Below are 19,259 nucleotides of genomic sequence, written 5' to 3'. Positions count from 1 at the left end.
TTATGCTGTACTCGCTAATGAGTACAATAGGCAGCATAACATGACCCAGCATTCCCCGTATTCCTCGGCCATGGCCGAACAACGTCATCAGGAGTGGCTTCGTTTTGTGGAGCTGCTTCGCCAGTCTTACGAGCAGGATTTGCATTTACCCCTGATGCAGCTGATGCTCACGCCGGACGAGCGCGAGGCGCTGGGCACGCGCGTGCGGATCATTGAAGAGCTGCTGCGCGGCGAGATGAGCCAGCGCGAGCTGAAAAATGAGCTGGGCGCGGGCATCGCGACGATCACCCGCGGATCGAACAGCCTGAAGTCGGCACCGGTTGAGCTGCGCCAGTGGCTGGAAGCGGTGTTGTTGAAAAATGCCTAACGATAAATCGCGTTATGGAACGGGCTTAACGCCAGGATCACCGCCTGGTGGTAAACGCCTGAACGGGTCAGCGCGCCTGCGGTAAAGACGCCAATCGCCCCTTCTTTACGACCGATCTCATCAATGCCGGTGTACTGCGACATCACCGGCCCGAGCGCTTCCCCCGCGCGAACTTTTTCCAGAATGATCTCTGGAAGCGGCAGGGTAGCCGAACGCGCTTCACCGCGCTGCTCGCGGCTTTCGATCACCACCCAGCTAAAGGTTGCGCCTTCGTCGATCCCGGCTTCAATTGCCACCCAAAAGTCAGCATCCGGTGCGGCAGCCCTGGCGTTTGCTACGCGATTTCGTGCGCCAGCGCGCGTTTCCTCGCTGCCAAACGGCTGTTCAGGCACGCCACTCTCGACGCCGATAGCCTCAATATGGCAGGATCCTGCGCCGAAGATCTCGTCAAATGCCCTTAGAATTGCCTGAATTTTGGCAGGATTAGTGGTAGCAGAGACAACATGGTGCATAATTAAGCTCGATTCAAAAAAACTCATCGCAGTATAACGGAAAAAAAGCATGTTACAGGTATACCTTGTTCGCCACGGTGAAACGCAGTGGAACGCCGAGCGACGTATTCAAGGCCAGTCAGACAGTCCTCTCACTGAGAAGGGCGTGCAGCAAGCGTGGCAGGTGGCGGAGCGTGCCAGAACGCTGGGCATTACCCACGTGATTACCAGCGATTTAGGTCGCACACAGCAGACGGCGCGCATCATCGCAGATGCCTGCGGCTGTGACGTCATACTTGAGCCGCGCCTGCGCGAGCTGGATATGGGCGTGCTGGAAAAACGCCATATCGATACGCTGACGGAAACGGAAGAGGGCTGGCGCCGCACGCTGGTGAACGGTACCGAAGATGGCCGCATTCCTGAAGGCGAATCCATGCAGGAGCTCAGCGTACGTATGCATGCCGCGCTGGCGGAATGCCTGAAGCTTCCGGCGGGAAGCCGTCCGCTGCTGGTGAGTCACGGGATTGCGTTGGGTTGCCTGGTGAGCACCATTCTGGGGTTACCGGCCTACGCCGAGCGACGCCTGCGTCTGCGCAACTGCTCTATTTCCCGCATTGATTATCAGGAAAGCGCATGGCTGGCATCGGGCTGGGTCGTGGAGATGGCAGGGGACATTTCGCATCTTGATGCCCCTGCGCTTGATGAACTGCAGCGTTAACGACGTATCGGAATCAAGAATTCCATTCGCAGATTGATTGGGCCTTCTTCCGGTTTGGCATCCTGCGCCGGGTAGTAGCGCTCAATGTCCTGACCTTTACGGCGATTCAGATTCAGCATCGGCATGCAGGTTCCGTAAACGGTCAGGATAAACTCCTGAACGCCCGTTCCCAGCCCTTCATAGGCGAACATCACGTACTCGCCGCCTTCCAGTACGACAGGCTTAGACCCCTGAACATACCCATTGGCCATATCTGGCGTCAGCGCGGTGGTGTAGAACACCTCCTGCTCGTCGTCCTTTTCCTGGCTCGGGTGCGTTTCGTTGAGGCCATACAGGATGGGCGGGATCGCCGGTGCGTGGCTCAGGAAATCGCGCCAGAACTGAACGCGCATCTGATGACGGAACTCGGAGATCTGCTCCAGGGAGCAGGAGTAGCTCTGGGTTGTACCGATCAGATGGGTTTCCGGCAGGGTAATAATTTCATACTTCGGCATCGCGAACTCGCCCAGACGCAGCGGCGGACGCATGCCAAACGAGCTCCAGTCAGGCGAGCGGCGATACAGCGCAGGCGTTAACGAGAACTGTTTTTTAAAGGCGCGGGTGAACGTCTGCTGTGAATCGAAACGATACTGCAGGGCAATATCCAGAATCGGCCGCGCGGTCAGGCGCAATGCCACAGCAGATTTCGATAAACGACGCGCGCGAATATAGGCCCCGATAGCATGACCGGTGACATCCTTGAACATCCTTTGCAGATGCCACTTGGAATAGCCTGCTTTAGCCGCCACATTATCCAGTGACAAAGGCTGGTCGAGATGACCTTCCAGCCAGGTGAGCAGGTCGCGAATAATTCCAGCCTGATCCATATACTATCCTCATCCTTAAAACAGCAGGTGCCTGATAACAGGTTAGCGGATAATAGCATTTTTTGATGTTTTAGCATTCAGTGTTTTTTTTGCGCATTCATGCTTTTTGGCGCACATTACAGGCAGATATATTCTAATCCTGTGATCTTGCTACATTTTTGTCTAAAGTGTTGAATAATCGCTCAGTGTAATTTTAAAGAATGGTAACAATATGAAATACAAGACTTTGATCTTCACCGCGCTGATGCTGATGGTCGGGCGCGCTGCACAGGCGGAACAGATTGGTTCCGTCGATACCGTGTTCAAAATGTTTGGCCCGGACCACAAAATCGTGGTGGAGGCGTTTGACGATCCCGACGTGAAAAACGTCACCTGCTACGTCAGCCGCGCGAAAACGGGCGGTATCAAAGGCGGTTTGGGGCTGGCGGAAGACACCTCTGACGCGGCGATATCGTGTCAGCAGGTAGGGCCGGTTGAATTGAGCGATAAAATTAAAAACGGCAAAGCTCAGGGCGACGTGGTATTCCAGAAACGGACCTCGCTGGTGTTCAAAAAGCTGCAGGTGGTGCGCTTCTACGATGCCAAACGCAACACCCTGGCCTACCTCGCCTATTCAGACAAAGTGGTAGAGGGTTCACCGAAAAACGCGATCAGCGCGGTGCCGATTATGCCGTGGAGGGAATAAAAAAACGGCGCATAAGCGCCGTTTTTTATACTGCCTGACGTGCGGGATTACTCCTGCAGATCGCCGCAGAAACGGTACCCTTCGCCGTGGATCGTGGCGATGATTTCCGGCGTATCTGGCGTAGATTCGAAATGCTTACGAATACGACGGATGGTCACGTCTACGGTACGGTCGTGCGGCTTCAGCTCACGGCCGGTCATTTTCTTCAGCAGTTCTGCACGGGACTGAATTTTGCCCGGGTTTTCGCAGAAGTGCAGCATCGCGCGGAATTCACTGCGCGGCAGTTTATACTGCTCACCGTTCGGGCTAATCAGCGAACGGCTATTGATATCAAGTTCCCAGCCGTTGAATTTGTAGCTATCGACGCTACGACGCTCTTCGCTGACCGTACCCAGGTTCATGGTGCGGGACAGCAGGTTGCGTGCACGAATGGTTAACTCGCGTGGATTGAACGGCTTGGTGATGTAGTCATCCGCACCGATTTCCAGGCCAAGAATTTTATCAACTTCGTTATCACGGCCCGTCAGGAACATTAACGCGACGTTCGCCTGCTCGCGCAGTTCGCGCGCCAGAAGAAGACCGTTTTTGCCCGGCAGGTTAATATCCATGATCACCAGGTTGATATCATTTTCAGAAAGGATCTGATGCATCTCTGCGCCATCGGTCGCTTCAAAGACATCGTAGCCTTCTGCTTCGAAAATGCTCTTTAACGTGTTGCGTGTTACCAACTCGTCTTCAACGATAAGAATGTGCGGGGTCTGCATGTTTGCTACCTAAATTGCCAACTAAATCGAAACAGGAAGTACAAAAGTCCCTGACCTGCCTGATGCATGTCGCAAATTAACATGATCGGCTTAACGTGACTAAAGTACGTAATTGCGTTCTTGATGCACTTTCCATCAACGTCAACAACATCATTAGCTTGGTCTTGGGTACTTTCCCTTTGGACCCGACAGTGTCAAAAACGGCTGTCATCCTAACCATTTTAACAGCAACATAACAGGCTAAGTGACACCAGACACCCAATAAAACTACGCTTCGTTGACATATATCAAGTTCAATTGTAGCACGTTAACAGTTTGATGAAATCATCGTAGCCGAATGCTAGCCTTTGTCACAATTTTTCAATAAACCAACTAGTTGCGGACATTGATTTATAAACGAAGCGAATCCAATCAGAATAGGGTATTCATATCGCTATTATCATTATAAAACATAGGGATAATAGTGTTCTGTTAACATTCTAACTGATTGTTCAGACAAGGAATAGTTTAGCGTTTTTAATTTGTTGTGAAACGCTATTTCGGTGATTTGTGTTGCAATTTTGTAAATTCGCGCTGCGTAATATGTTGAAGTGCATCACATTTTTACCGGCTAACTGATTAAAAAGAGAGCATAAATGCATCTGTCGATTGTACTGGTTGCCCCAGCGAGAGCAGAAAATATAGGCGCTGCCGCGCGCGCCATGAAGACCATGGGCTTTACCGATTTGCGTATTGTGGACAGCACGGCGCATCTGGAGCCCGCCGCCCGCTGGGTGGCGCACGGCTCGGGAGATATTCTCGATAATATAACCACTTACGCTACGCTTGCCGACGCGCTGTATGACATTTCGTTTACCGTGGCTACCACCGCACGCAGCCGGGCGAAGTTCCATTACTACGCCACGCCTGCCGAGCTGGTGCCGATGCTGGCAGAGAAAAGCCAGTGGCTGGAGAAAGCGGCGCTGGTATTTGGCCGCGAAGATTCCGGGCTCACCAACGAAGAGCTGGAACTGGCTGACGTTCTCACCGGTGCGCCGATGGTCGCGGATTATCCCTCCCTGAACTTAGGTCAGGCGGTCATGGTGTATTGCTATCAATTAGCATCCTTAATACAAATTCCCCAGCCGCAAAGTACAGGAACCGATGAAAACCAGCTGGCTGCACTTCGCGCTCGCGTGGATAAGCTGTTAGTGCGGCTGGATGTCGCTGACGATCAAAAAATGGCCGACTGGCTGCAACAGCGTCTCGGGCGACTTGAGCAACGGGATACGGCAATGCTGCACCGTTTGCTGCATGACGTTGAAAAAAAATTAGCCGAGTAAAACACTGCCATAAGTTTTTACTATGGCGGATAAGTCTGTATGTGTGGGTTGCATCTGGGGGAATCGGATGAAAATAAATCGTCAAACAGCGGGACGTAAGAGCCTCCCGAATTGTGATCAAATTAAAAATTCGTTGACTTAAGGTGCCCAATCCTTTAACCCTAAAAGAATACAGCACAGACAGATAATAATGACAGAGTACACAACATCCATGAAACGCATCAGCATCACCACCATTACCACAACCACCATCATTACCACAGGTAACGATGCGGGCTGACGCGTACAGGAAAAACAAAAAAAAGCCCGCACCTGAACAGTGCGGGCTTTTTTTTCGGCTAAAGGAAACGAGGTAGAACCATGCGAGTGTTGAAGTTCGGCGGTACATCAGTGGCAAATGCAGAGCGATTTCTGCGTGTTGCCGATATCCTGGAAAGCAACGCCAGGCAGGGGCAGGTTGCGACCGTGCTCTCTGCCCCGGCAAAAATCACGAACCATCTGGTGGCGATGATTGAAAAAACCATCGGTGGCCAGGATGCACTCCCGAACATCAGCGACGCAGAGCGTATTTTCGCTGACCTGCTGCAGGGGCTGGCAGAGGCGCTGCCCGGCTTCCCACATGCCCAGCTGAAGTCCTTCGTTGAGCAGGAATTCGCGCAAATCAAACACGTCCTTCACGGCATCAGCCTTCTCGGCCAGTGCCCGGACAGCGTCAACGCGGCGCTGATCTGCCGGGGCGAAAAACTCTCTATCGCCATCATGGCGGGCGTGCTGGAAGCGCGCGGCCATCGCGTGGCCGTGATCGATCCCGTTGAAAAACTGCTGGCGGTGGGCCACTACCTCGAATCCACCGTTGATATTGCCGAATCAACCCGCCGTATCGCCGCCAGCAAAATTCCCGCTGACCACATGATCCTGATGGCAGGCTTCACCGCCGGTAACGAGAAGGGCGAACTGGTGGTGCTGGGCCGTAACGGCTCCGACTACTCCGCCGCCGTGCTGGCTGCCTGCTTACGCGCGGACTGTTGTGAGATCTGGACTGATGTTGACGGGGTCTATACCTGCGACCCGCGCCAGGTACCGGACGCCAGGCTGCTGAAGTCGATGTCGTACCAGGAAGCGATGGAGCTTTCCTACTTCGGCGCCAAAGTGCTTCACCCGCGTACCATCTCCCCGATCGCCCAGTTCCAGATCCCTTGCCTCATTAAAAATACCGGTAACCCGCAGGCGCCAGGCACGCTGATTGGCGCGAGCACCGATGAGGACGGCCTGCCGGTGAAAGGCATCTCCAACCTGAATAACATGGCGATGTTCAGCGTCTCCGGCCCGGGAATGAAAGGGATGGTCGGCATGGCTGCGCGCGTCTTTGCGGCCATGTCCCGCAACGGGATCTCGGTGGTGCTGATCACCCAATCCTCTTCCGAATACAGCATCAGCTTCTGCGTGCCGCAGGCTGACTGCCTGCGCGCCCGCCGCGCGCTCGAGGAAGAGTTCTATCTGGAGCTGAAAGAAGAACTGCTGGAGTCGCTCGCGATTCAGGAGCGTCTGGCAATTATCTCTGTCGTCGGCGACGGCATGCGCACCCTGCGCGGCATCTCCGCGAAGTTCTTTGCCGCGCTGGCGCGCGCCAATATCAATATCGTGGCGATTGCCCAGGGCTCGTCAGAGCGTTCAATCTCCGTGGTGGTGGATAACGACGATGCCACCACCGGCGTTCGTGTGGTTCACCAAATGCTGTTCAACACCGATCAGGTCATCGAGCTGTTCCTGATTGGCGTGGGCGGCGTAGGCGGCGCGCTGCTGGAGCAGGTGAAGCGCCAGCAGGCTTGGCTGAAGAAGAAACATATCGATCTGCGCGTCTGCGGCATCGCGAATTCCAAAGCGCTGCTGACCAACGTCCACGGCCTGAACCTGGAAAACTGGCAGACCGAGATGAGTGAGGCAAAAGAGCCGTTTAACCTGGGCCGCCTGATCCGTCTGGTAAAAGAGTATCACCTGCTTAACCCGGTGATCGTCGACTGTACCTCGAACCAGGCGGTGGCCGACCAGTACGCGGACTTCCTGCGCGAAGGTTTCCACGTGGTGACGCCGAACAAAAAGGCCAACACCTCGTCGATGGATTACTATCACCAGCTGCGCCTGGCGGCGAGCAAGTCGCGCCGCAAGTTCCTGTACGACACCAACGTGGGCGCGGGCCTGCCGGTTATCGAGAACCTGCAGAACCTGCTTAACGCGGGCGACGAGCTGCAGCGTTTCTCCGGCATTCTCTCCGGCTCCCTGTCGTTTATCTTCGGCAAGCTGGACGAGGGCATGAGCCTGTCGGAAGCGACCCGCGCCGCGCGCGAGCTGGGCTATACCGAGCCGGATCCGCGTGACGATCTCTCCGGTATGGACGTGGCGCGCAAGCTGTTGATCCTCGTGCGCGAAACGGGCCGCGAGCTGGAGCTTTCGGATATTGTGATTGAACCCGTGTTGCCAGCCGAGTTTGACAGCAGCGGTGATGTCAGCACCTTTATGGCGAATTTACCCCAGCTTGACGATGCTTTTGCCGCGCGCGTGGCGAAAGCCCGTGATGAAGGTAAGGTATTGCGCTATGTTGGCAACATTGAAGAAGATGGCGTGTGCCGGGTGAAGATTGCTGAAGTGGACGGCAACGACCCGCTGTACAAAGTCAAAAACGGCGAAAACGCCCTCGCGTTTTACAGCCACTATTATCAGCCACTGCCGCTGGTGCTTCGCGGCTATGGCGCAGGGAACGATGTTACGGCGGCGGGTGTGTTTGCCGATCTGCTGCGTACCCTGTCATGGAAGTTAGGAGTTTAACATGGTCAAAGTTTATGCCCCGGCTTCCAGCGCGAATATGAGCGTCGGATTTGACGTGCTGGGCGCGGCGGTGACGCCGGTGGATGGTTCGCTGCTGGGCGATACGGTGACGGTGGAAGCGGCAGACAGCTTCAGCCTGAACAACGTGGGCCGCTTCGCCAGCAAGCTGCCGTCCGACCCGCGCGAGAATATCGTCTATCAGTGCTGGGAACGCTTCTGTCAGGAGATCGGCAAAAACGTGCCGGTTGCCATGACGCTGGAAAAAAGTATGCCAATCGGCTCGGGCCTGGGATCCAGCGCCTGTTCGGTGGTCGCCGCGCTGGTGGCGATGAACGAGCACTGCGGCAAGCCGCTGAACAACAACCGGCTGCTGGGATTAATGGGCGAGCTGGAAGGGCGCATTTCAGGCAGTATTCACTATGACAACGTGGCACCGTGCTTCCTCGGCGGCATGCAGCTGATGATCGAAGAAAATGGCATCATCAGCCAGCAGGTGCCAGGGTTTGATGAGTGGCTGTGGGTGCTGGCCTATCCGGGCATTAAGGTGTCTACCGCGGAAGCGCGTGCGATCCTGCCCGCGCAGTATCGTCGTCAGGACTGTATCGCCCACGGGCGTCATCTGGCGGGCTTTATCCACGCCTGCTACACCCGTCAGCCGCAGCTGGCGGCCAAACTGATGAAGGACGTCATTGCCGAGCCGTACCGCACGAAGCTGCTGCCCGGCTTTAACGAGGCGCGACAGGCATCAATGGATATCGGCGCGCAGGCGTGCGGCATCTCCGGCTCCGGCCCGACGCTGTTCGCCCTTTGCGACAAGCCTGACACCGCGCAGCGCGTGGCGGACTGGCTTTCTAAACACTACCTGCAAAATCAGGAAGGCTTTGTTCATATTTGCCGTCTGGACACGGCTGGCGCACGAGTACTGGGATAATTAATGAAACTCTACAACCTTAAAGATCATAACGAGCAGGTCAGCTTCGCGCAGGCGGTGACTCAGGGACTGGGCAAAAATCAGGGGCTGTTTTTCCCGCACGACCTGCCGGAATTCCAGCTGACCGAGATCGACGAGCTGCTGAAGCAGGACTTTGTCACCCGCAGCACCAAAATTCTCTCTGCGTTTATCGGTGACGAAATCCCGCAGGCGCTGCTGGAAGAGCGTGTGCGCGCGGCGTTTGCGTTCCCTGCGCCGGTTCAGCAGGTTGAGCCTGACGTTGGCTGCCTGGAGCTGTTCCACGGCCCGACCCTGGCGTTTAAAGACTTCGGCGGCCGCTTTATGGCGCAGATGCTGACCCACATCAGCGGCGATAAACCGGTGACCATTCTGACCGCTACCTCCGGCGATACCGGCGCGGCGGTGGCCCACGCGTTCTACGGCCTGAAAAACGTCCGCGTGGTGATCCTCTATCCGAAAGGCAAAATCAGCCCGCTGCAGGAGAAACTGTTCTGCACCCTCGGCGGCAACATTGAAACTGTGGCCATCGACGGCGATTTCGATGCCTGCCAGGCGCTGGTCAAGCAGGCCTTCGACGACGAAGAGCTGAAGGTGGCCCTGGGTCTGAACTCCGCCAACTCCATCAACATCAGCCGTCTGCTGGCGCAGATTTGCTACTACTTCGAAGCGGTGGCGCAGCTGCCGCAGGAAGCGCGCAACCAGCTGGTGATCTCCGTGCCGAGCGGTAACTTCGGCGATCTGACGGCGGGCCTGCTGGCGAAGTCCCTGGGGCTGCCGGTGAAGCGCTTTATCGCCGCCACCAACGCCAACGACACCGTGCCGCGCTTCCTGAAGGACGGGAAGTGGGCGCCGAACGCCACGCAGGCGACGCTCTCCAACGCGATGGACGTGTCCCAGCCGAACAACTGGCCGCGCGTGGAAGAGCTGTTCCGCCGTAAGATCTGGCGTCTGGGTGACCTGGGCTACGCAGCGGTGACGGATGAGACTACCAAAGCGACGATGCGCGAGCTGAAGGCGGTGGGGTATACCTCTGAGCCGCACGCGGCGATTGCCTACCGCGCGCTGCGCGATCAGCTTAATCCGGGTGAATACGGCCTGTTCCTGGGAACCGCACATCCGGCGAAGTTCAAAGAGAGCGTGGAGGCGATTCTGGGCGAAACGCTGCCGTTGCCAAAAGAACTGGCCGAACGTGCCGACCTGCCGCTGTTGTCTCATGAGCTGCCGGCAGACTTTGCCGCGCTGCGTAAGCTGATGATGACCCGCGCGTGATGTTTTGTCGGGTGGCGCTTCGCTTACCCGACCTACAACGGCTCAGAATGTAGGCCGGGTAAGCGCAGCGTCACCCGGCAACAGCAGCACTCACCCGGCTTTTTTGTGAAGAAATTAAGGAGAAAAATAGCAGGGAAAAAGCAGAAATTCTCAATAAATGCGGTCACTTAGCGTTTAGGATTGCAGAGAATAACATCCCCCGTTCCCCTCGCGTAATCTCCTTACATCGGCCCACGTTGGGCAATGTTAATAAGGAGTCACCGATGTCTACACTGAAACCTGTGCTGATTGCGCTTTCACTGATGCTGGTCGCTCCCATGGCGGTACAGGCATCTGAAATCACCCTCGTCCCTGCGGTAAAACTACAGATTGGCGACCAGGATAACAACGGGCACTACTGGGACGGCGGCCGCTGGCGCGACCATGACTGGTGGAAGGCGCACTATGACTGGCGCGATAACCACTGGCGTCCACATGATGAGCATCGTAAACATGACGATCGTCATGATGACCATCATCACGATGACCACCGCGACGATCGCGGCCCGGACTGGAAACACCACTAATGCAAAACCCCGCCAGCAGGCGGGGTTTATTTTTACTGCTCGTGGCGCTTAAACACCAGCTCACCTTTCCCTGACGACGCCTCGTCAAAGAAATAGCCTTCGCTGTTAAATCCGGTCAGCTGTTCCGGCTTCGTCAGGCGGTTCTGGATGATGTAGCGGCTCATCAGGCCGCGCGCTTTCTTGGCGTAGAAGCTGATCACTTTGAACTTGCCGTTCTTCTCGTCGAGGAATACCGGCTTGATGATTTCGGCATCCAGCTTTTTCGGCTTCACCGACCTGTAGTATTCATCTGACGCCAGGTTAATCACTACGTTATCGCCCTGGGCGCGCAGCGCCGCATTCAGCTTGTCGGTAATGATATCGCCCCAGAAGTGGTACAGATCTTTGCCTTTGGCATTCTCCAGGCGAATCCCCATCTCCAGACGGTACGGCTGCATCAGATCCAGCGGGCGCAGTACGCCGTACAGGCCCGAGAGCATGCGCAGATGCTGCTGGGCAAAATCGAAATCGGCTTCGCTAAAATCTTCCGCCTGCAGGCCTGTGTAAACATCGCCCTTAAACGCCAGAATCGCCTGACGAGCGTTAGACGGGGTGAAATCCGGGTGCCAGTCGTGAAAGCGGGTCGCGTTAAGATCGGCCAGCTTGTCGCTGATGCTCATCAGCGAGGCGATTTGCGGCGCGGAGAGCCTGCGCGCTTCGCGGATCAGCTGTTGGGAATAGTCCAGCAGTTCAGGCTGGGTATAGCGCTCGGTGGCGAGCGGGCTCTGGTAGTCGAGCGTTTTTGCAGGTGAAATCAGAATCAGCATATCCAGTCCTTGCAGGAAATTTAGAGCGACTTTAGCAAAAAATCGCCCTGGATTGATCGATAGCTGTTATTGCCGGGGCAAATCATCCCACGTGCCGGGGGCAAGCTGCGCCTTAATATCGGGATAGCGGGCGGGATCAAAGACCGGCGGAACGCCGAGTTTGCGCTGACGCAGATAGTCTCTGGCAATCAGGCTCACCACGGGGGAAAGCAGCAGGATCGCCGTGAGGTTCGTGATCGCCATCAGCGCCATAATGATATCGGCCAGCTGCCAGACCAGCGGCATACTGAGCAGGGAGCCTGCTATCACCATCAGTATGACCCCCAGGCGCAGCGTCCCGATGGCGGCGCGGGAGTCGAGCTTCAGGAAAATAAGGTTATTTTCAGCGTAGAGGTAGTTCACCACAATCGAACTGAAGGCAAACAAGGTCAGGATGAGCGAGACAAATCCTGCCCCCCAGCCGCCCGTCAGGTTCACCAGCGCCTGCTGGAGAAGCTGTATCCCGGCGGTGCCAGAGGAATGCGGCACGGGGCCTGCCAGCAGCAAAATCATGGCGCTGGCGGAACAGATGATAATGGTATCGGTAAAGACGCCAATCATCTGCACAATGCCCTGCGCGGCCGGGTGCGGCGGCCAGGAAGCGGCTGCGGCGGCCGCGTTAGGGGTTGACCCCATACCGGCTTCATTGGAGAACATGCCGCGCTGGAAACCCGCCATCAGCGCCTGGCTGAAGGTGTAGCCCAGCGCCCCGGAGGCCACCTCGCGCCAGCCAAAGGCGCTTTTGACGATGGTCGCCATCACACCCGGCACCAGGTCGATATGCAGTGCGGCGACGAACAGGCTCGCGACAACCCAGAGCAGCGCCATGATGGGAACCAGCCACTGCATCAGGCGGGCGATGCCCTTGAGACCGGCAGATATGGTGAGCAGTACGACGAGGGCTAAAACGAGACCGGCGAGCCACTCCGGGCAGGAGAAGGCGTAGCTCAGGGCATGGGCGACCGAGTTCGCCTGGACGGTATTAAAAATAAGACCGTACGCGAGCAGTAAAAAAAGCGAGAACAGGATGCCCATCCAGCGCATGCCTAAGCCACGCGCCATGTACCAGGCGGGACCGCCGCGAAACTGTCCGCTTTTATCCTTCTCTTTGTAGAGTTGCGCCAGCGAACTTTCGGCAAAGGAGGTGGCCATCCCGAGTAGCGCCGTCACCCACATCCAGAAGACCGCGCCAGGCCCGCCGGCGCTGATGGCGAGCGCAACGCCCGCCAGATTGCCGCTGCCGAGTCGTGCCGCCAGGCTGGTGCAGAGCGCCTGAAACGACGTTAATCCGCCCGGCTGGGGCGTGACGCTGTTTTTCAGACTTCTGCCAAACTTGCGGATATAGCGAAACTGGATAAACCCGCTGCGTAGCGTAAACCAGAGACCTGCTCCCAGAAGCAGGTAAATCATTATCGAACCCCAGAGGACTTCGTTAATAAAGAAAAAGAAATCAGGCATTAACGTCCCTCTTGTTGATGCCAACGTGAATATGTAAGCGCTACCACTGATTGGGCATGCTGTTGCTTAGCAGCCTGTTAATATTTCCAGTTTATCATACTCTGCCTAAGCGCACTGTCTGCGGTTGCGCTACCCCTCCGTCGTGTTATCATCAGGGCAGACCGGTTACATCCCCCTAACAAGTAAACCTGTCATTTTTCCGCTGCAGGCATGCTGTCGGTAGCGTGAATTATCCAGGGCACGTTAAAAGAGAAACACTATCATGACGGATAAATTGACCTCCCTTCGTCAGTTCACCACTGTCGTAGCTGACACCGGAGATATCGCGGCAATGAAGCTGTACCAGCCGCAGGATGCCACAACCAACCCTTCTCTGATCCTTAACGCCGCACAGATCCCTGAGTATCGCAAACTGATTGACGACGCAGTGACCTGGGCGAAAGCACAGAGCAACGACCGCGCCCAGCAGATTGTGGATGCCACCGACAAGCTGGCCGTGAACATCGGTCTGGAAATCCTGAAGCTGGTTCCTGGCCGTATCTCTACCGAAGTGGATGCGCGTCTCTCCTACGACACCGAAGCGTCTATCGCGAAAGCGAAACGTCTGATCAAACTGTACAACGACGCGGGTATCAGCAACGACCGTATCCTGATCAAGCTGGCTTCCACCTGGCAGGGGATCCGCGCGGCCGAGCAGCTGGAAAAAGACGGTATCAACTGTAACCTGACCCTGCTGTTCTCCTTCGCGCAGGCGCGTGCATGTGCAGAAGCAGGCGTATACCTGATTTCTCCGTTCGTGGGCCGTATTCTGGACTGGTACAAAGCCAACACCGATAAGAAAGAGTACGCACCGGCTGAAGATCCAGGCGTGGTTTCTGTGACTGAAATCTACGAATACTACAAACAGCACGGCTATGAGACCGTGGTTATGGGCGCAAGCTTCCGTAACGTCGGTGAGATCATCGAGCTGGCCGGCTGTGACCGCCTGACCATCGCGCCTGCGCTGCTGAAAGAGCTGGCAGAGAGCGAAGGGACTATCGAGCGTAAGCTGTCCTACACCGGTGAAGTGAAAGCGCGCCCAGAGCGCATCACGGAATCCGAGTTCCTGTGGCAGCACAACCAGGATCCAATGGCCGTAGACAAGCTGGCGGACGGTATCCGCAAGTTTGCTGTTGACCAGGGCAAACTGGAAAAAATGATCGGCGACCTGCTGTAATCATTCCGCGTGACCGGGCTCCCGGTCACGCGACTGCTTTCCCACCCTGTCTGAATCCCCTCTCTGCGTGTATCATTCCCTTTAATCAGTACTCTTTGAATGGAATGAATATGAATACCTTACGCATCGGCTTAGTGTCGATTTCTGACCGCGCCTCCAGCGGCGTTTACCAGGATAAAGGCATCCCCGCTCTGGAAGAGTGGCTTGCCAGCGCGCTGACCTCCCCGTTTGAAATCCAGACGCGTCTGATCCCTGACGAACAGCCGATCATCGAGCAGACGCTTTGCGAGCTGGTGGATGAGATGAGCTGCCACCTTGTGCTGACGACGGGCGGAACCGGCCCCGCGCGCCGCGACGTGACGCCGGACGCGACGCTGGCTATCGCCGACCGCGAAATGCCGGGCTTCGGTGAACAGATGCGCCAGATCGGTCTACACTTTGTTCCGACGGCGATTCTTTCCCGCCAGGTAGGGGTGATCCGCAAGCAGGCGTTGATTCTGAATCTGCCGGGCCAGCCGAAGTCGATCAAAGAGACGCTGGAAGGCCTGAAAGGGGAGGATGGTAGCGTCATTGTTCACGGTATCTTTGCAAGTGTACCGTATTGTATACAGCTGCTTGACGGTCCGTATGTCGAAACCGATGAGAAAGTGGTAGCAGCTTTTCGTCCTAAAAACGCACGTCGCGAAACAATATCCTGAAATTAATCAATATGTGACATTAGCTGAAGCGGCGATAGCGTGGTAGCGCTTTTACGGTATAGTAATTTTTTCTTTACGATTGCTGTAAAAATAAATCCACAATAAACGCATAATGGTTCGCTATGTCACATAACACCCGACCTCTGAATCGACAGGATTACAAAACCCTTACGCTCGCGGCCCTGGGCGGCGCGCTGGAGTTTTACGACTTTATCATCTTCGTCTTCTTCGCCGCCGTGGTGGGGGAGCTCTTCTTCCCGGCGGATATCCCGGAGTGGCTGCGTCAGGTACAAACCTTCGGCATATTTGCCGCCGGGTATCTGGCGCGTCCGCTGGGCGGCATCATCATGGCCCACTTTGGCGATCTGGTCGGGCGCAAGAAGATGTTTACCCTCAGCATCCTGCTGATGGCCGTGCCGACGCTGGCGATTGGTCTGCTGCCCACCTATGCCTCGATGGGCATTCTCGCGCCGCTGCTGCTGTTGCTGATGCGCGTTCTCCAGGGCGCGGCGATAGGCGGTGAAGTGCCGGGCGCGTGGGTGTTTGTCGCGGAGCATGTTCCGGCGCGCCGCATTGGTATCGCCTGCGGAACCTTAACCGCGGGGCTGACCGTCGGGATCCTGCTCGGTTCGGTGGTCGCAACGATTGTGAATACCAGCATGACGCAGCAGGCCGTACACGACTGGGGCTGGCGGATTCCGTTCCTGCTGGGCGGGGCGTTTGGCCTGGTCGCGATGTACCTGCGCCGCTGGCTGCAGGAGACGCCGATTTTCCTCGAAATGCAGCAGCGCAAAGCGCTGGCGCAGGAGCTGCCGGTGAAGGCGGTGGTGGTCCGCCATAAAAAAGCGGTGGTGGTGTCGATGCTGCTCACCTGGCTACTCTCGGCGGGCATCGTGGTGGTGATATTGATGTCCCCGGTGTGGCTGCAAAAGCAGTACGGTTTCGCCCCTGCCGTGACGCTACAGGCGAACAGCATTGCGACAATCATGCTCTGCTTTGGCTGTCTGGCCGCCGGGCTGGCGGCCGATCGTTTCGGTGCCAGCGTCACCTTTATCGTCGGCAGCCTGCTGCTGGCCACATCAAGCTGGGCGTTTTACCATCTGGCGGGCAGCCATCCTGAACAGCTGTTCCTGCTGTACGGCGCGGTTGGGCTGTGCGTGGGCGTTGTCGGCGCGGTGCCGTACGTGATGGTTCGCGCGTTCCCACCTGAGGTGCGCTTCACCGGGATCTCTTTTTCCTACAATGTGTCGTATGCCATTTTCGGTGGGCTGACGCCGATTGCGGTGACGGTGCTGATGGGCGTGTCTCCCATGGCTCCGGCCTGGTACGTGCTGGCGCTCTCGCTGATGGGGCTGGGATTAGGATTTTGGCTTCGTCAGGCGGGGGGATGTCGTGCCCGCGAGGCGGACACGACAGAGGGATCAGCGTTTTTCACCAATCGGTAGAACGGTACGGTCAAACTGCTCGTTCAGCACTTCACCCATTGCGAGGTAGATAGCGCTTGCGCCGCAAACCAGACCAATCCAGCCTGCTACGTGAACGATGCCTTCGTTATCCACCAGGTGACCGATCGCCAGCAGGGCGAACAGGACGGTCAGGCTCAGGAAAACGAACTGCAGCATGCGGTTACCTTTCAGGGTACCGAAGAACATGAACAGGGTGAAGACGCCCCACAGACCCAGGTAAACGCCCAGGAAGTGGGCGTTTGCCGCGTCTGCCATGCCCATTTTTGGCAGCAGCAGAATGGCGACCAGGGTCAGCCAGAAAGAACCGTAAGAGGTGAAGGCGGTTAAGCCGAAGGTGTTGCCTTTCTTATATTCCAGCAGGCCCGCGAAAATTTGCGCGATACCGCCGTAAAAAATGCCCATCGCCAGGATGATGCCATCCATCGGGAACATCCCGATATTGTGCAGGTTTAGCAGGATAGTGGTCATGCCAAAACCCATCAGGCCCAGCGGAGCCGGATTAGCCAACTTAGTGTTGCCCATAAGTCCTCAAAAAATCATCATTAATATGGTGAAATGGTTAAACCCGCGTCAGTTCTCCCTGACGGGGCGCGGCATCATAATGGGCGCAATTGATGGCGTCTATGATCTCATCAGGGTGAAATTAAAATTTTTTTTATGCTTGCCCCTTGATGGATGCCGCCGCGACCCCATCTTGTAGTCAACCGCAGTGTGTGGACCTGAAAAAAATCAAATCTGGGCAGTTGAAAAAGCACGTTCTGCCCTTATTACAGGTACACAACCACATGTTGACTGAATTTTTAGTGGAGACGTTTAGATGGGTAAAATTATTGGTATCGACCTGGGTACGACCAACTCTTGTGTAGCGATTATGGATGGCACTACTGCACGCGTGCTGGAGAACGCCGAGGGCGATCGCACCACGCCTTCTATCATTGCTTATACCCAGGATGGTGAAACTCTGGTTGGTCAGCCGGCTAAACGTCAGGCAGTGACAAACCCGCAAAACACCCTGTTTGCGATTAAACGCCTGATCGGTCGCCGCTTCCAGGACGAAGAAGTTCAGCGTGACGTTTCTATCATGCCTTACAAAATCATCGCGGCAGATAACGGCGATGCATGGCTTGATGTGAAAGGCACCAAAACGGCACCACCGCAGATCTCTGCTGAAGTGCTGAAAAAAATGAAGAAAACCGCTGAAGATTACCTGGGTGAGCCGGTAACGGAAGCTGTTATCACCGTTCCTGCGTACTTCAACGATGCTCAGCGTCAGGCAACCAAAGATGCTGGCCGTATCGCAGGTCTGGAAGTCAAACGTATCATCAACGAACCAACCGCAGCGGCACTGGCTTACGGTCTGGATAAAGAAGTCGGCAACCGTACTATCGCGGTTTACGACCTCGGTGGTGGTACCTTCGATATCTCTATTATCGAAATCGACGAAGTTGACGGCGAAAAAACCTTCGAAGTTCTGGCAACCAACGGTGATACCCACCTGGGTGGTGAAGACTTCGATACCCGTCTGATCAACTACCTCGTTGACGAGTTCAAGAAAGATCAGGGCATTGACCTGCGTAACGACCCGCTGGCTATGCAGCGCCTGAAAGAAGCCGCTGAGAAAGCGAAGATCGAACTGTCTTCCGCTCAGCAGACCGACGTGAACCTGCCGTACATCACCGCAGACGCGACCGGTCCTAAACACATGAACATCAAAGTGACCCGTGCGAAACTGGAAAGCCTGGTAGAAGACCTGGTGAACCGTTCTATCGAGCCGCTGAAAGTTGCTCTGCAGGACGCTGGCCTGTCCGTGTCTGATATCAACGACGTTATCCTGGTCGGTGGTCAGACCCGTATGCCAATGGTGCAGAAGAAAGTGGCTGAGTTCTTTGGTAAAGAGCCACGTAAAGACGTTAACCCGGACGAAGCGGTGGCAATTGGTGCTGCTGTTCAGGGTGGCGTACTGACCGGTGAAGTAAAAGACGTACTGCTGCTGGACGTTACCCCGCTGTCTCTGGGTATCGAAACCATGGGCGGTGTGATGACTGCGCTCATCAACAAAAACACCACCATCCCTACCAAGCACAGCCAGGTGTTCTCTACCGCTGAAGACAACCAGTCTGCGGTAACCATCCATGTGCTGCAGGGTGAGCGTAAGCGTGCGGCGGATAACAAATCTCTGGGTCAGTTCAACCTGGACGGTATTAACCCGGCACCGCGCGGCATGCCGCAGATCGAAGTTACCTTCGACATTGATGCCGACGGTATCCTGCACGTGTCTGCGAAAGACAAAAACAGCGGTAAAGAGCAGAAGATCACCATCAAGGCATCTTCTGGCCTGAACGAAGCGGAAATCGAAAAAATGGTTCGCGATGCCGAAGCTAACGCGGAATCCGACCGTAAGTTCGAAGAGCTGGTTCAGACCCGTAACCAGGGTGACCATCTGCTGCACAGCACCCGTAAGCAGGTTGAAGAAGCCGGCGATAAGCTGCCAGCGGAAGACAAAACTGCAATCGAAGCTGCCCTGAGCGCGCTGGAGTCCTCACTGAAAGGTGAAGATAAAGCGGACATCGAAGCGAAGATGCAGGAACTGGCGCAGGCTTCCCAGAAGCTGATGGAAATCGCTCAGCAGCAGCACGCTCAGCAGCAGGCAGGCGCTGACGCTTCGGCGAACAACGCGAAAGACGACGACGTTGTCGACGCTGAGTTCGAAGAAGTTAAAGATAAAAAATAATCGCCCTGATGCAGGGTAATTA

At 55.9% G+C, this 19,259-nt stretch carries 20 protein-coding genes and 1 other annotated feature; of the genes, 14 read left to right on the top strand and 6 right to left on the bottom strand.

Annotated features, from left to right (window positions below; genetic code table 11):
* Positions 1-40 precede the first annotated feature (40 nt).
* Complete coding sequence (gene trpR, locus ACJBF3_RS13725; RefSeq protein WP_021240574.1) at positions 41-367, top strand: trp operon repressor; 327 nt, start codon at positions 41-43, stop codon at positions 365-367.
* Here the strand turns inward: trpR and yjjX are convergent.
* Positions 364-879: an inosine/xanthosine triphosphatase gene (gene yjjX / locus ACJBF3_RS13720; RefSeq protein ID WP_008502058.1), complete on the bottom strand. Its 516-nt coding sequence runs from the start codon at positions 877-879 to the stop codon at positions 364-366. The two genes, trpR and yjjX, sit on opposite strands and share 4 nt — an antisense overlap.
* A 49-nt stretch (positions 880-928) precedes the next feature.
* Here yjjX and gpmB point away from each other — a divergent pair, with 49 nt between their 5' ends.
* Entirely contained in the window at positions 929-1,576 is a 648-nt protein-coding gene (gene gpmB, locus ACJBF3_RS13715) for a 2,3-diphosphoglycerate-dependent phosphoglycerate mutase GpmB (protein ID WP_045327608.1), read from the top strand.
* Here the strand turns inward: gpmB and robA are convergent.
* A complete protein-coding gene (gene robA / locus ACJBF3_RS13710; protein WP_045327609.1) occupies positions 1,573-2,442 on the bottom strand; it encodes an MDR efflux pump AcrAB transcriptional activator RobA in 870 nt (289 codons plus the stop codon). The genes gpmB and robA overlap by 4 nt on opposite strands.
* A 211-nt stretch (positions 2,443-2,653) precedes the next feature.
* Here robA and creA point away from each other — a divergent pair, with 211 nt between their 5' ends.
* The gene (gene creA, locus ACJBF3_RS13705; RefSeq protein ID WP_045284830.1) at positions 2,654-3,127 is read left to right on the top strand and encodes a protein CreA; all 474 of its coding nucleotides are present in this window, start codon (positions 2,654-2,656) and stop codon (positions 3,125-3,127) included.
* A 47-nt stretch (positions 3,128-3,174) separates the two neighbouring features.
* Here creA and arcA read toward each other — a convergent pair whose 3' ends face one another.
* The gene (gene arcA, locus ACJBF3_RS13700; protein ID WP_003856501.1) at positions 3,175-3,891 is read right to left on the bottom strand and encodes a two-component system response regulator ArcA; all 717 of its coding nucleotides are present in this window, start codon (positions 3,889-3,891) and stop codon (positions 3,175-3,177) included.
* A gap of 95 nt (positions 3,892-3,986) precedes the next feature.
* On the opposite strand from arcA, the gene yjjY reads away from it, so the two are divergent.
* The 7 genes from yjjY (at position 3,987) to ACJBF3_RS13665 (ending at position 10,823) form a co-directional block, all read left to right on the top strand.
* The gene (gene yjjY, locus ACJBF3_RS13695; protein WP_085928893.1) at positions 3,987-4,127 is read left to right on the top strand and encodes a protein YjjY; all 141 of its coding nucleotides are present in this window, start codon (positions 3,987-3,989) and stop codon (positions 4,125-4,127) included.
* Between the two features lie 399 nt (positions 4,128-4,526).
* Positions 4,527-5,213, top strand: coding sequence for a tRNA/rRNA methyltransferase (locus ACJBF3_RS13690; RefSeq protein WP_045327611.1), 687 nt, complete (start codon positions 4,527-4,529; stop codon positions 5,211-5,213).
* Positions 5,214-5,424: 211 nt separating this feature from the next.
* Positions 5,425-5,493: a thr operon leader peptide gene (gene thrL / locus ACJBF3_RS13685; RefSeq protein WP_072039575.1), complete on the top strand. Its 69-nt coding sequence runs from the start codon at positions 5,425-5,427 to the stop codon at positions 5,491-5,493.
* Positions 5,432-5,549 (top strand) — a sequence feature (Thr leader region). It overlaps the preceding gene by 62 nt.
* Positions 5,550-5,573: 24 nt before the next feature.
* Positions 5,574-8,036, top strand: coding sequence for a bifunctional aspartate kinase/homoserine dehydrogenase I (thrA, locus tag ACJBF3_RS13680; RefSeq protein ID WP_045327612.1), 2,463 nt, complete (start codon positions 5,574-5,576; stop codon positions 8,034-8,036).
* Position 8,037: 1 nt separating this feature from the next.
* Positions 8,038-8,967 (top strand): homoserine kinase, encoded by a 930-nt coding sequence (gene thrB, locus ACJBF3_RS13675; protein ID WP_023310337.1) that lies wholly within the window; start codon positions 8,038-8,040, stop codon positions 8,965-8,967.
* 3 nt (positions 8,968-8,970) lie between these two features.
* A complete protein-coding gene (thrC, locus tag ACJBF3_RS13670) occupies positions 8,971-10,257 on the top strand; it encodes a threonine synthase (protein ID WP_045327615.1) in 1,287 nt (428 codons plus the stop codon).
* Between the two features lie 263 nt (positions 10,258-10,520).
* Positions 10,521-10,823, top strand: a complete 303-nt coding sequence (locus ACJBF3_RS13665) for a DUF2502 domain-containing protein (protein WP_045327616.1) — start codon at positions 10,521-10,523, stop codon at positions 10,821-10,823.
* Positions 10,824-10,855: 32 nt separating this feature from the next.
* On the opposite strand, the gene yaaA is transcribed toward ACJBF3_RS13665, so the two are convergent.
* Both yaaA and ACJBF3_RS13655 read right to left on the bottom strand, forming a co-directional pair.
* Complete coding sequence (gene yaaA / locus ACJBF3_RS13660) at positions 10,856-11,629, bottom strand: peroxide stress protein YaaA (RefSeq protein WP_045327617.1); 774 nt, start codon at positions 11,627-11,629, stop codon at positions 10,856-10,858.
* A 66-nt stretch (positions 11,630-11,695) separates the two neighbouring features.
* Positions 11,696-13,126, bottom strand: coding sequence for a sodium:alanine symporter family protein (locus ACJBF3_RS13655; RefSeq protein WP_045327619.1), 1,431 nt, complete (start codon positions 13,124-13,126; stop codon positions 11,696-11,698).
* A 262-nt stretch (positions 13,127-13,388) separates the two neighbouring features.
* Here ACJBF3_RS13655 and tal point away from each other — a divergent pair, with 262 nt between their 5' ends.
* From tal to ACJBF3_RS13640, 3 genes are all read left to right on the top strand, one after another.
* Positions 13,389-14,342, top strand: coding sequence for a transaldolase (gene tal, locus ACJBF3_RS13650; protein ID WP_045327620.1), 954 nt, complete (start codon positions 13,389-13,391; stop codon positions 14,340-14,342).
* A 110-nt stretch (positions 14,343-14,452) separates the two neighbouring features.
* Positions 14,453-15,040, top strand: a complete 588-nt coding sequence (mog, locus tag ACJBF3_RS13645) for a molybdopterin adenylyltransferase (protein ID WP_045327621.1) — start codon at positions 14,453-14,455, stop codon at positions 15,038-15,040.
* A gap of 122 nt (positions 15,041-15,162) precedes the next feature.
* Positions 15,163-16,485, top strand: coding sequence for an MFS transporter (locus ACJBF3_RS13640; RefSeq protein ID WP_045327624.1), 1,323 nt, complete (start codon positions 15,163-15,165; stop codon positions 16,483-16,485).
* Here the strand turns inward: ACJBF3_RS13640 and satP are convergent.
* Positions 16,462-17,028, bottom strand: coding sequence for an acetate uptake transporter (gene satP, locus ACJBF3_RS13635; RefSeq protein WP_045327627.1), 567 nt, complete (start codon positions 17,026-17,028; stop codon positions 16,462-16,464). The genes ACJBF3_RS13640 and satP overlap by 24 nt on opposite strands.
* 295 nt (positions 17,029-17,323) lie before the next feature.
* Here satP and dnaK point away from each other — a divergent pair, with 295 nt between their 5' ends.
* Positions 17,324-19,237, top strand: a complete 1,914-nt coding sequence (gene dnaK, locus ACJBF3_RS13630) for a molecular chaperone DnaK (RefSeq protein ID WP_008502041.1) — start codon at positions 17,324-17,326, stop codon at positions 19,235-19,237.
* Positions 19,238-19,259 lie beyond the last annotated feature (22 nt).

Origin of the sequence: Enterobacter sp. PP-008-ECC_S150 (assembly GCF_045257065.1) — a bacterium.
In the GTDB taxonomy this organism is placed as follows: domain Bacteria; phylum Pseudomonadota; class Gammaproteobacteria; order Enterobacterales; family Enterobacteriaceae; genus Enterobacter; species Enterobacter chengduensis.
This window is presented reverse-complemented; position numbering and strand designations above follow the sequence as displayed.

Bases quoted from the DNA above. Each gene is read 5' to 3' on its own strand.
- trpR (WP_021240574.1), top strand. From the start codon at position 41: ATGACCCAGCATTCCCCGTATTCCTCGGCCATGGCCGAACAACGTCAT.
- yjjX (WP_008502058.1), bottom strand. From the start codon at position 879: ATGCACCATGTTGTCTCTGCTACCACTAATCCTGCCAAAATTCAGGCA.
- gpmB (WP_045327608.1), top strand. From the start codon at position 929: ATGTTACAGGTATACCTTGTTCGCCACGGTGAAACGCAGTGGAACGCC.
- robA (WP_045327609.1), bottom strand. From the start codon at position 2,442: ATGGATCAGGCTGGAATTATTCGCGACCTGCTCACCTGGCTGGAAGGT.
- creA (WP_045284830.1), top strand. From the start codon at position 2,654: ATGAAATACAAGACTTTGATCTTCACCGCGCTGATGCTGATGGTCGGG.
- arcA (WP_003856501.1), bottom strand. From the start codon at position 3,891: ATGCAGACCCCGCACATTCTTATCGTTGAAGACGAGTTGGTAACACGC.
- ACJBF3_RS13690 (WP_045327611.1), top strand. From the start codon at position 4,527: ATGCATCTGTCGATTGTACTGGTTGCCCCAGCGAGAGCAGAAAATATA.
- thrA (WP_045327612.1), top strand. From the start codon at position 5,574: ATGCGAGTGTTGAAGTTCGGCGGTACATCAGTGGCAAATGCAGAGCGA.
- thrB (WP_023310337.1), top strand. From the start codon at position 8,038: ATGGTCAAAGTTTATGCCCCGGCTTCCAGCGCGAATATGAGCGTCGGA.
- thrC (WP_045327615.1), top strand. From the start codon at position 8,971: ATGAAACTCTACAACCTTAAAGATCATAACGAGCAGGTCAGCTTCGCG.
- ACJBF3_RS13665 (WP_045327616.1), top strand. From the start codon at position 10,521: ATGTCTACACTGAAACCTGTGCTGATTGCGCTTTCACTGATGCTGGTC.
- yaaA (WP_045327617.1), bottom strand. From the start codon at position 11,629: ATGCTGATTCTGATTTCACCTGCAAAAACGCTCGACTACCAGAGCCCG.
- ACJBF3_RS13655 (WP_045327619.1), bottom strand. From the start codon at position 13,126: ATGCCTGATTTCTTTTTCTTTATTAACGAAGTCCTCTGGGGTTCGATA.
- tal (WP_045327620.1), top strand. From the start codon at position 13,389: ATGACGGATAAATTGACCTCCCTTCGTCAGTTCACCACTGTCGTAGCT.
- mog (WP_045327621.1), top strand. From the start codon at position 14,453: ATGAATACCTTACGCATCGGCTTAGTGTCGATTTCTGACCGCGCCTCC.
- ACJBF3_RS13640 (WP_045327624.1), top strand. From the start codon at position 15,163: ATGTCACATAACACCCGACCTCTGAATCGACAGGATTACAAAACCCTT.
- satP (WP_045327627.1), bottom strand. From the start codon at position 17,028: ATGGGCAACACTAAGTTGGCTAATCCGGCTCCGCTGGGCCTGATGGGT.
- dnaK (WP_008502041.1), top strand. From the start codon at position 17,324: ATGGGTAAAATTATTGGTATCGACCTGGGTACGACCAACTCTTGTGTA.